Raw genomic sequence first — 10084 nt, 5'->3', positions numbered from 1 at the left:
CCCGCGGGCCTCGCCAGCCCACGGAGGCGCTCCCCGGCCACCCGCCCGTTGCCGACGCGCCTCCTACAACCCCCGGCACGCGCGCGTGCCGGGGCCCGTCCGGGCGTGCGGCGCGGGACGGTCGACGTGCGCGCCGATACCGCGCGGACGCACAAGGGCCGGCGGCATCCACCGGCACGCGCGCGTGCGCGCCCGCTACGTCAGGGGTCGGACGCAGGCCCGGCATCCATCGCGGGTCGTCAGGCCACGCCTGCCGTCACCCGCACCGTGGACGCGATCGTCGCCGAGCCCACCACGCGCGTGTCGTCGTACAGCACGATCGCCTGGCCGGGGGCCACCCCGCGGACCGGCTCCACGAAGGACACCTGCAACTCCCCGTCCACCAGCTCCGCCGTGACCTCGGTCTCGCCGCCGTGGGCGCGGAGCTGGGCGGTGTAGGTGCCGGGGCCGGTCGGGGCAGCCCCGCACCAGCGCGGCTTGACGGCCCGCAGACCGGTGACGTCCAGCGCGGCGGCCGGGCCGACCGTCACCGTGTTGTCGACCGGCGAGATGTCGAGGACGTAGCGCGGCTTGCCGTCGGCGGCCGGGGTGCCGATGCGCAGCCCCTTGCGCTGGCCGATGGTGAAGCCGTACGCGCCCTCGTGGGTGCCGACCTTCGTGCCCGACTCGTCGACGATGTCGCCCTCGGCCCTGCCCAGGCGCGAGGCGAGGAAGCCCTGGGTGTCGCCGTCGGCGATGAAGCAGATGTCGTGCGAGTCGGGCTTCTTGGCGACCGCGAGGCCCCGGCGCTCGGCCTCGGCGCGGATCTCGTCCTTGGTGGTGAGGGTGTCGCCGAGTGGGAACAGGGCGTGCGCCAGCTGCCTCTCGTCCAGGACGCCGAGGACGTACGACTGGTCCTTCGCCATGTCGGAGGCGCGGTGCAGCTCCCGGGAGCCGTCCTCGCGGACCAGCACCTTCGCGTAGTGGCCGGTGCACACCGCGTCGAAGCCCAGCGCGAGCGCCTTGTCGAGCAGGGCCGCGAACTTGATCTTCTCGTTGCAGCGCAGGCAGGGGTTGGGGGTGCGGCCGGCCTCGTACTCGGCTACGAAGTCCTCGACGACGTCCTCGCGGAAGCGGTCGGCGAGGTCCCAGACGTAGAACGGGATGCCGATGACGTCGGCGGCACGGCGGGCGTCGCGCGAGTCCTCGATGGTGCAACACCCGCGCGCGCCCGTGCGGAACGATTGCGGGTTCGCGGAGAGCGCGAGGTGGACGCCGGTCACGTCGTGGCCGGCTTCGGCGGCGCGGGCGGCGGCGACGGCGGAGTCCACTCCTCCGGACATGGCGGCGAGAACGCGAAGGGGGCGCTGCGTGGTGTCAGTCATAACCCTTCAAGAGTACGGGGAAGCGGGAACCGGGGCCGCCGGGTATCCGTTGTCGACCACATGGGGGCGACAGAGGGTTCCAAGGACACCGACCGGCGCATCGGCCGACGGACCCTGCTCATCGGCGGGACGGCGGCCGCCCTGGGCTCGGCGGTGCTGGCCCGTGACGAGCTGGCGCGGCTGTGGTGGCGGACGCCGGGGGTGGAGAAGCCGCGGGTCGAGGGCGCGGTCGACTTCAGCGGGGCGCAGTGGGTGGCGGCCTCCGAAGCGAACTGGCGCCGCGCGGATCGGCCCGACGACTACGGCATAGACATGGTGATCATCCATGTCACCCAGGGCAGCTTCGACAGCGCGGTGAAGGTGTTCCAGGACCCGGGGCACAAAGCGGCCGCGCACTACATCGTCCGCAAGGACGGGCACATCACGCAGATGATCCGCGAGCTGGACGTGGCGTACCACGCGGGCAACCGCGCCTACAACGAACGCAGTGTGGGCATCGAGCACGAGGGTTTCGTCGACCGGCCCGAGGACTTCACGGACGCGATGTACGCGGCCTCGGCGCGGCTCACGGCCCGGATATGCGCGCGGTACGCCATCCCCGTCGACCGCGAACACGTCATCGGCCATGCGGAGGTGCCGGGGACGGACCACACCGACCCGGGCGAACACTGGGACTGGGACCGGTACATGAAGCTGGTGCGGAGTGCCCGGACGGCCTCCGCCTGGCTATGAACTTTCGGCGCGGACCACGCGCCCGACATGTCCCGCGCGTCGATCATGACCTGCGGTCCGTCAACTTCCGATCCCCCAAGGGGAGTTGATCCGAGCCCCGCCTTCACAGCTTCCCGGGCCCAGGCCCAGGTTCGCCCCAGTGTTCACATAGCCCTTACGTCGAGGCTCCCCGACCATGACACACACCACAGAGCCGGACAGAGGCGCGCACGCACGAGACGCCCAGGGAGCCAAGGGCGAGCACACCAAGGAGAGGGGGGGCCGCAAGAAGGGCCTGCACCGGCGGAGGTTCCTCGGCGGGATGGCCGGGATCGGTCTGGGGGCCGTGGGGGCGGCCGGCGCGACCTTCTCCCTTCTCACCGAGGGCACCCGCAGCAAGGCGGCCGCCGCGACGGACGGCACCCTCACCATCCCCGAGCTGCTGGAGGGCACCACCTCCGACGGCACCACCACCTTCACCCTGGCGGCGCAGACCGGCACCGCCGAGGTCCTCAGCGGCGTCACCAGCAGCACGGCGGGCTACAACCAGTCCTTCCTCGGCCCCACGCTGAAGTGGACCAACGGCGACACCGTGCTGCTGAACATCACCAACGGCCTCTCCGAGGACACCACGGTCCACTTCCACGGCGCCCACGTCCCGGCCAGGATGGACGGCGGCCCGCAGAACGCCTTCGCCGCCGGCACGACCTGGTCCCCCACCTTCACCGTCCTGGACGAGGCCAAGACCCTCTGGTACCACCCGCACGCCCTGGGCACCACGGCCAAGCAGGCCACCCACGGCCTGGCCGGGATGATCATCGTGGAGGACGACTCCGACGTCTCCGCCGCCCTGCCCGGTGACTACGGCGTGGACGACATCCCGCTGATCTTCCAGTGCCTGGCCGTGGACAGCGCCGGCGACATCAAGTACGACCAGAGCGGCTATCTCAGCTCCGGCCTCAGCTTCCCGGTGCTGGTCAACGGCGAGAACGTCGACGACACCACCCTCGCCTTCGCCGCCACCAGGACCCGCAACCGTTTCCGGGCGCTCAACGCCTCCCCCTCCGACATCATCACCATCCAGCGCAGCGACGGCGGCACGCTGACCCAGATCGCCACCGACCAGGGCTTTCTGGCGGAGGCGGCCGAGGTGACCACGATCCGGCTGGTGGCCGGGGCGCGCGCCGAGTTCGTCATGGACGTCACCGCCGACGTCACGCTTCAGGTGGTCATCACGACCGGCTGGATCCGTGGCGGCTCCGGCACCTACGACTTCCTCACCGTCACGGCGGGCGGCACCGACACCCCGGACGACCTGCCGAGCACCCTCAACACGATCGACCGGTACGACACCTCCGACTTCACCGCGCGCACCATCACGCTCAGCAACACGGGTGCCACGATGAAGATCAACGGTTCGGCCGGACTCACCACGGCCGGCATGACCATGATCAGCACGACGCTGGGTGCGAAGGAGATCTGGACGATCACCAACGCCAGCCAGCTGGAGCATTCGTTCCATCTGCATGACGTGCCCTATCAGCTCGTCTCGATCAACGGCGAGGAGCCCACGGGGGTCGAACTCGGCTGGTACGACACGTTCGAGGTCGTCGGTGGCGGCAAGATCGTGATCGCCATGGAGTTCACCGACTTCGCCGACGACACCTACATGTACATGCTCCACTGCCATCTGCTGCAGCACGAGGACGAGGGAATGATGGCCTCCCTCATGGTCACGGAGAGCTGACCGGAAGCACCTGGCCCGGCGTGTCCCGCTGCGGCGGCGTTACGTCAGCCCCGCCGCGCGGGCGCGTTCCACCGCCGGGCCGATGGCCTTCGCGACCGCCTCGACGTCCGCCTCGGTGGAGGTGTGGCCGAGGGAGAAGCGCAGGGTGCCGCGGGCCAGGTCGGGGTCGGTGCCGGTGGCGAGCAGGACGTGGCTGGGCTGGGCGACGCCCGCGGTGCAGGCGGAGCCGGTGGAGCACTCGATGCCCTGCGCGTCCAGGAGCAGGAGCAGGGAGTCGCCCTCGCAGCCGGGGAAGGTGAAGTGGGCGTTGGCCGGAAGGCGGCCGCCCGGCGCCGGGTCGCCACCGAGGATCGCGTCCGGGACCGCCGTACGGACCGCCTCGATCAGGGCGTCGCGCAGGGCGCCGATCTCGGCCTCGAACCACTCGCGCTGCTCGGCGGCGAGGCGGCCGGCCACCGCGAAGGAGGCGATGGCGGGGATGTCGAGGGTGCCGGAGCGGACGTTGCGCTCCTGGCCGCCGCCGTGCAGGACCGGGACAGGAGTCCACTCGCGGCCGAGGACGAGCGCGCCGATGCCGTACGGGCCGCCGATCTTGTGGCCCGACACCGTCATCGCGGCGAGGCTGGAGGCGGCGAAGTCGACGGGGGCCTGACCGAAGGCCTGGACCGCGTCGGAGTGCAGCGGGACGCCGAACTCGGCGGCCACGTCGGCGAGTTCGCGGACCGGCATGAGGGTGCCGATCTCGTTGTTGGCCCACATGACCGTGGCCAGGGCGACGTCGTCGGGGCTCTGTGCGATGGCCTCGCGCAGGGCGTCGGGGTGGACCCGGCCGTGCTTGTCGACGGGGAGGTACTCGACGGTGGCGCCCTCGTGTTCGCCGAGCCAGTGGACGGCGTCGAGGACGGCGTGGTGTTCGACGGGGCTGGCGAGGACCCGCGTCCTTGCGGGGTCCGCGTCGCGCCGGGACCAGTACAGGCCCTTCACGGCGAGGTTGTCGGCCTCCGTGCCGCCGGAGGTGAAGACGATCTCGCTGGGTCGGGCGCCGAGCGCCTCCGCGAGGGTCTCGCGGGATTCCTCGACCGTGCGGCGGGCCCTGCGGCCGGAGGCGTGCAGGGAGGAGGCGTTGCCCGTGGCGCCGAGGTGCGCGGTGAGTGCCTCGACCGCCTCGGGGAGCATCGGGGTGGTCGCGGCGTGGTCGAGGTATGCCATGGTGACGCCGATTCTACGGGTCGCGGGTGAGCGCCCTCGGGCCAGGACCGGCCGGTGCCGGCGGCCTCAGAAGCTCCAGGACGGCGTGCTGTCCAGCTGCATGAAGGCCACCAGGACCAGGAGGTCGGCCACTCCGAGGCCGAGGCCCAGGTAGGCGCGGCCGCGGCGGGCGGTGCCGCGCCACAGGGCGACCGAGGCCAGGACGATGGCGATCGGGCCGAGGAAGAGGTTGAGGACGAGCAGGCCGATGAGGCCGAGGATGAAGGACGCCACGGCCATGCCGTCGGCGTCACGGGCGCCGGTTCGGTCGGTGGCCTGCGCGGTGAGCTGCATGGTGATCAGTGCTCCTGGGGACGGTGGGGCGGCGGTCAGTGGCTCGGGGTGCGGCGGCGCGAGTGACGCTCGCGGAGCGCGAAGACGCCCAGCCAGACGGCGATCACGGCGGCGGCGACGGCGGTGAAGGTGAGCGGCGCGTGGGCGACGGTGCCCAGGACGACGCCGAGCAGCATGAGTGCGGCGACGAGGAACAGCATGGGACGGATCCCCCTCCGGGACGGCTGTCGTTACATTTGAGTGAACAATTGTAGTTACAGTTGTTCACTGACTTTGAAGTCTAGCGTGTCGCACGGCTTTTCAATTACGGAGAACAGTTGTTAACTGGATGACATGAGTCACACCCTCGGCATTCGGCAGGCACAGAAGCAGAAGACCCGGCAGGCGCTCCTGGACGCGGCGCTGACTCTGCTGGAGGAGCAGAGCCTGAGCAGCCTGGGCCTGCGCGAGGTCACGCGTGCCGTCGGCGTCGCACCCACTGCCTTCTACCGGCACTTCCGCTCCACCGCCGACCTCGGCGTGGCCCTCGTCGAGGAGGCGCTGGGCAGCCTGCACCCGATGATCCGGACGACGGTGTCCGCGGCCGACGACCACGCTCAACGCATCACGCGCGCCATCGAGTTGATCGCCGGTCACGTAGACGCGTACCCCGCTCATGTCCGTTTTATCGCCCGGGAACGACATGGCGGTGTCCAACCGGTCCGGGAGGCCATCCGGGAGCAACTCGCCCGGTTCGGGCAGGAGGTGAAGGACGAGCTGGCCAAGGACCCGGTGTCCGAGGGCTGGAGCGACGACGACCTGCTGATGCTGGCGAACCTCTACGTCGACCAGATGCTGATCACGGCCTCACTGTTCCTGGAGGCCCTGGAGGCATCGCCGGAGGAGCGGGAGCGCGTCTGCCAGGTGGCGGAGCGTCAGCTGCGACTGATCAGCATCGGCCGCGAACACTGGGCGGACTAGGGCCGGTCCGGCAACACACAGGGGCGGCACCCGCGTTCACCGGGAGTACCGCCCCTGCCGTACGACGTCCTGCGCCCTGTCAGCTCTTCGTCGCCGCCGCGCTGGGCGCACCGCTCGGAGCCGCGCCGCCCGCGCTGCCGCCAGGGCCGCCACAGCCGCCCATGCCGCCGCCGGGGCCGCCCTGACCGCCCTGGCCGCCGCCGGGGCCGCCGCTCGGCATGCCGGAGGGGTTGCCGCTGGGCGCGCCCGACGGCCGCGCGGTCGCGTTGCCGGTGGGGGCACCCGAGGCGGCGCCGGTGGGCCTGCCGGACGCGTTGCCGGTCGGGGCCTGACAGTTCTGCTGCCGGCCCGAGGTGCCGTTGTTCGAGGTCGACGACGAGTCGCCCGAGCCGCAGGCCACCAGGGCGAGGGGCGAGAGCGCCAGCAGGGCCACGGCGGGGAGGAGACGCACACGCTTCATGAGAGACAGCTCCAGGGAGGATGAGGAAGGCCTGAGGCCGGGAACTCTCGCAACGGCCCCTGAGCCTTCGTTGAGTCCGGTCTGTCCCTCGCCTGTGCGGCAGGCAAAGCGCGGCTAAAGCAGCCCCTCTGAGCTGGGGTTCCGCACGGATCGCTCACCTACTCGCTGGTACAAGCCCGTGACAGAAGCGGCGCTGTCGCGACGGCGCAACACCTCCCGGGCGTCGGCGAGTTCACCCCGGGCCACGCCTGACGGGGTCGTCCGGCCCGCGCCGTGCGGGAAGGGCGGCCATCAGCGCTCGGTGCCGAGCCGAGCCGAAGAATGAGTCCAGGCCCAGGCCGCGTGGGCGCCTGGGGGGCCAGGGCGCGGGAGTCGCCAGCGGTCAGGTCGGTGACGTCCGTGCGGAAGCCGACGTGGAGTCCGATGCCGCCGCGCCGCCCGCGCCCGTCGTGGACGGTGCCAACCCAGGACCGACCCACCAGGCCCCCAGAACCTCCGCTCAGCCCAGCCTCACCCGCGCCAACTGCCGTGACTGTGCGACCAGTCGGTCCTCGCTGTCCCAGACCTCGGCGTCCTCCTCCAGGAAGCCGCCGGCGAGGTTGCGGGTGGTGATGGAGACGCGCAGCGGGCCGGGGGCCGGGCGGCAGCGGACGTGGACGGTGAGTTCGACCGTGGGCACCCAGCCCTTGAGGCCGATCTCGAAGGCCGTGGGCGGCAGCGCGTCCACCGCGAGGAGCAGGGAGAAGGGGTCGGCGTCCCGGCCGTCGGCGAGCCCGAACCAGGACCGCATCTCGCCCTTGCCGGAGGGCGCGCCCAGGGCCCAGCCCAGGGTGGACGGGTCCAGTTTGAGCATCAGCCGGTCGGTGATGGCGGAGCTGCCCTCGACGGGGGCGGGCCCGTCCTCGGGGCCGAAGCACTGGTCCATCGGCGGGATCACCGGCGGCTTCGCCGTCGTACGGACGTCGTCGGGGAGGGCGTCGAGGTCGCCGTAGGAGGCGAGGACGCGGATGCGCTCGACCTCCTTGCCTTCGTCGTCGTACTGGAAGAGCGAGGCCTGGCCGGTGGAGAGGGTGCGGCCGGTGCGGACGACGTCCGTGCGGATCACCGCGGGTCCGGGCTGGGACGCGGTCAGGTAGTGCGCGGAGATCGTGAACGGGTCGGCGTGCGGCAGGGCGTCCGCCAGGGCGCGGCCCAGGACGGCCAGGAGGTAGCCGCCGTTGACGGCGCTGATGATCGTCCAGCCCGCGGAGAGGTCGATGTCGTAGACGCCGGGCGCGCGGCGGGTGACCGCGGTGTCCCGATCGAACTCGCTGTCGCCGATCCTGGCGCGGGTGACGGAGGCTGCTTCTGGCATGGCTGAACGGTACAACAACTCGCTACTAAGCGGTAGCTTTTCCAGGTCGGCCTCGCCGACCAGCCCAGGTGAGATCCGCGCTATTTCTCGGTAAGTGTCCGTACTCGTCCGTGACCGATGACCGGGCCTCCCCCTCTACAGGGACATGAGCCTCACCGGGACCGCGTTCCTCTACACGCTGATCGTGCTGTCCGTCGTCACCCTCGTGCTGCCGCTCGCCCTGTGGTCGCGGCTGCGGGGACCCAGGATCGCCCGCGCCGCCGCCCGCGTACTGATGGTGCTGTTCGCCCAGGGCACGGCCGTCGCCCTCGTCTTCGTGCTGGTCAACAACGAGAACAGCCTGTACGACAACTGGGCCGACCTGCTCGGCACCGGCAACCACGTCCAGCAGGCCGCGAACCTGGGCGCCGACGGCACCGGCGGGATCTCGCTGAAACGGTTGCCCAGGGTGAGGCAGCACTTCACCCGCGCCTCGGGACCCGGCATGACGGGCGTGCGGGTGACCCAGCTCAAGGGCCGGGTCTCGGGGGTGAACGCCGAGGTCTACGTCTGGCTGCCGCCGCAGTACGCCGAGCCCGCCTACCGGCACCACACATTCCCCGTGGTGGAGCTGCTGTCGGGCTATCCGGGCTCGGCGAAGGCCTGGTTCGGGTCACTGCACGCGGTCGGCCAACTGCGGCCGCTGATGCGGGACGGCCGGGTGGCGCCGTTCATCCTGGTCGCCCCGCGCATGAACCTGCTGGCCGGGGTCGACACCGGGTGCGCCAATATCACCGGCACGGTCGACGCCGACACCTGGCTCAGCGTCGACGTGCCGAAGATGGTCACGGACAACTTCCGCGCCCAGTCGGGTCCCGCGGGCTGGGCCGCGGCCGGGTACTCGGCGGGCGGGCACTGCGCGACGAAGCTCGCCGTCGCGCACCCCGACCGCTACCGGGCCGCGGTCAGCATGTCCGGCTACAACGACCCGATCGGCGAACGCAATTCACTGGCCGCCGAGACCCCCGCCCTGCGGCGCGCCAACAACCCCTACGTGCTGCTGCGCGACGCCCGCACCCCGCCCGCGATCGCGCTCTACCAGTCCGGCCAGCCGGGCGACGGGTACGAGGCGGCCATGGGCCTCGAACAGATCGCGAAGGCACCGACGACCGTGCACGTGGTCTACATCCCGAAGAGCGCGGGCGGCCACAACATGGCGCTGTGGAAGCCGCAGGTGGTCCCGGCGTTCCGCTGGCTGACCGAGGAGATGGGGCTGCTGCACGGCCGGGCGGGCGCTACTCCTCACGCACGGTCGACCGGCGGTTCCACGCCCGCGGAGCTCGCCAGTGGAACCGCATCGCGAGCAGGCGCAGCACGAAGGCGGTGAGCGCGGCGAGCCCGCTGGTGAACGGAGAGAGAACGTCGTAACGGATGCACAGGGCGGCCATGGTGGCGCCGACGATCGCCGGGACCGCGTACAGGTCGCGGTCCCAGCGCAGCAGGGACGGGACCTCGTTGGCGAGCACGTCCCTGAGCACACCGCCGCCGACTGCGGTGGCGAGGCCGAGGGTCGCCGACTGGGTGAGGCCGAGCCCGTACTCGTACGCCTTCGTCGTCCCGGCGACGCAGAACAGGCCGAGGCCGGCCGCGTCGAAGACGTTCACGCCGGCCTGGATGCGCTCCACGTGCGGGTGCAGGAAGAAGACCAGGAGGGCGGCGAGCAGCGGGGTGATGAAGTAGCCCAGGTCCGTGAAGGCGGCGGGCGGTACCGCGCCGATGATCAGGTCCCTGAACAGCCCTCCGCCCAGCGCGGTGACCTCGGCGAGGACGGCGATGCCGAAGACGTCGAAGTTCTTGCGGACGGCCAGCAGCGCGCCGGAGATGGCGAACACGAAGATGCCGACGAGGTCGAGCGTGTGCTGGACGGAAGGACTGAACAGTTGCTGGAGCACACCGCATTCTTGCGC

11 protein-coding genes are annotated in these 10084 nt (G+C 71.3%); 4 read left to right on the top strand and 7 right to left on the bottom strand.

Annotation, left to right across the window (positions count from 1 at the left end; translation table 11 throughout):
- Window positions 1-239: 239 nt before the first annotated feature.
- The gene (gene mnmA, locus ACIRP7_RS25460; RefSeq protein ID WP_403663817.1) at window positions 240-1364 is read right to left on the bottom strand and encodes a tRNA 2-thiouridine(34) synthase MnmA; all 1125 of its coding nucleotides are present in this window, start codon (window positions 1362-1364) and stop codon (window positions 240-242) included.
- Between the two features lie 60 nt (window positions 1365-1424).
- On the opposite strand from mnmA, the gene ACIRP7_RS25455 reads away from it, so the two are divergent.
- Window positions 1425-2096, top strand: a complete 672-nt coding sequence (locus ACIRP7_RS25455) for an N-acetylmuramoyl-L-alanine amidase (protein ID WP_403663814.1) — start codon at window positions 1425-1427, stop codon at window positions 2094-2096.
- 175 nt (window positions 2097-2271) lie between these two features.
- Complete coding sequence (locus ACIRP7_RS25450) at window positions 2272-3822, top strand: multicopper oxidase family protein (protein ID WP_403663811.1); 1551 nt, start codon at window positions 2272-2274, stop codon at window positions 3820-3822.
- Between the two features lie 39 nt (window positions 3823-3861).
- Here ACIRP7_RS25450 and ACIRP7_RS25445 read toward each other — a convergent pair whose 3' ends face one another.
- From ACIRP7_RS25445 to ACIRP7_RS25435, 3 genes are all read right to left on the bottom strand, one after another.
- On the bottom strand, window positions 3862-5031 hold the full coding sequence (locus tag ACIRP7_RS25445) for a cysteine desulfurase family protein (RefSeq protein ID WP_403663808.1): 1170 nt from the start codon (window positions 5029-5031) through the stop codon (window positions 3862-3864).
- A gap of 66 nt (window positions 5032-5097) precedes the next feature.
- Window positions 5098-5364 carry a DUF4190 domain-containing protein gene (locus ACIRP7_RS25440; RefSeq protein WP_403663805.1) on the bottom strand — a complete coding sequence of 89 codons (267 nt, stop codon included), beginning with the start codon at window positions 5362-5364 and terminating at the stop codon, window positions 5098-5100.
- 35 nt (window positions 5365-5399) lie between these two features.
- Window positions 5400-5564: a hypothetical protein gene (locus ACIRP7_RS25435; protein ID WP_352389330.1), complete on the bottom strand. Its 165-nt coding sequence runs from the start codon at window positions 5562-5564 to the stop codon at window positions 5400-5402.
- Between the two features lie 133 nt (window positions 5565-5697).
- Between ACIRP7_RS25435 and ACIRP7_RS25430 the strand changes: the two genes are divergently transcribed.
- Window positions 5698-6324 (top strand): TetR family transcriptional regulator, encoded by a 627-nt coding sequence (locus tag ACIRP7_RS25430; protein ID WP_403663801.1) that lies wholly within the window; start codon window positions 5698-5700, stop codon window positions 6322-6324.
- A 79-nt stretch (window positions 6325-6403) separates the two neighbouring features.
- On the opposite strand, the gene ACIRP7_RS25425 is transcribed toward ACIRP7_RS25430, so the two are convergent.
- Window positions 6404-6784 (bottom strand): hypothetical protein, encoded by a 381-nt coding sequence (locus ACIRP7_RS25425; RefSeq protein WP_403663798.1) that lies wholly within the window; start codon window positions 6782-6784, stop codon window positions 6404-6406.
- Between the two features lie 499 nt (window positions 6785-7283).
- A complete protein-coding gene (locus tag ACIRP7_RS25420) occupies window positions 7284-8138 on the bottom strand; it encodes a thioesterase family protein (RefSeq protein WP_403663795.1) in 855 nt (284 codons plus the stop codon).
- Window positions 8139-8283: 145 nt separating this feature from the next.
- On the opposite strand from ACIRP7_RS25420, the gene ACIRP7_RS25415 reads away from it, so the two are divergent.
- The gene (locus tag ACIRP7_RS25415) at window positions 8284-9504 is read left to right on the top strand and encodes an alpha/beta hydrolase (RefSeq protein ID WP_403663792.1); all 1221 of its coding nucleotides are present in this window, start codon (window positions 8284-8286) and stop codon (window positions 9502-9504) included.
- Here the strand turns inward: ACIRP7_RS25415 and ACIRP7_RS25410 are convergent.
- The gene (locus tag ACIRP7_RS25410; RefSeq protein ID WP_352389325.1) at window positions 9413-10069 is read right to left on the bottom strand and encodes a trimeric intracellular cation channel family protein; all 657 of its coding nucleotides are present in this window, start codon (window positions 10067-10069) and stop codon (window positions 9413-9415) included. The two genes, ACIRP7_RS25415 and ACIRP7_RS25410, sit on opposite strands and share 92 nt — an antisense overlap.
- Between the last annotated feature and the right edge of the window lie 15 nt (window positions 10070-10084).

It is taken from the genome of Streptomyces sp. NPDC102270 (assembly GCF_044766405.1).
Lineage (GTDB): Bacteria > Actinomycetota > Actinomycetes > Streptomycetales > Streptomycetaceae > Streptomyces.
This window is presented reverse-complemented; position numbering and strand designations above follow the sequence as displayed.

Coding starts and splice junctions, on each gene's coding strand:
- mnmA (WP_403663817.1), bottom strand. CDS start 1,364: ATGACTGACACCACGCAGCGCCCCCTTCGCGTTCTCGCCGCCATGTCC.
- ACIRP7_RS25455 (WP_403663814.1), top strand. CDS start 1,425: ATGGGGGCGACAGAGGGTTCCAAGGACACCGACCGGCGCATCGGCCGA.
- ACIRP7_RS25450 (WP_403663811.1), top strand. CDS start 2,272: ATGACACACACCACAGAGCCGGACAGAGGCGCGCACGCACGAGACGCC.
- ACIRP7_RS25445 (WP_403663808.1), bottom strand. CDS start 5,031: ATGGCATACCTCGACCACGCCGCGACCACCCCGATGCTCCCCGAGGCG.
- ACIRP7_RS25440 (WP_403663805.1), bottom strand. CDS start 5,364: ATGCAGCTCACCGCGCAGGCCACCGACCGAACCGGCGCCCGTGACGCC.
- ACIRP7_RS25435 (WP_352389330.1), bottom strand. CDS start 5,564: ATGCTGTTCCTCGTCGCCGCACTCATGCTGCTCGGCGTCGTCCTGGGC.
- ACIRP7_RS25430 (WP_403663801.1), top strand. CDS start 5,698: ATGAGTCACACCCTCGGCATTCGGCAGGCACAGAAGCAGAAGACCCGG.
- ACIRP7_RS25425 (WP_403663798.1), bottom strand. CDS start 6,784: ATGAAGCGTGTGCGTCTCCTCCCCGCCGTGGCCCTGCTGGCGCTCTCG.
- ACIRP7_RS25420 (WP_403663795.1), bottom strand. CDS start 8,138: ATGCCAGAAGCAGCCTCCGTCACCCGCGCCAGGATCGGCGACAGCGAG.
- ACIRP7_RS25415 (WP_403663792.1), top strand. CDS start 8,284: ATGAGCCTCACCGGGACCGCGTTCCTCTACACGCTGATCGTGCTGTCC.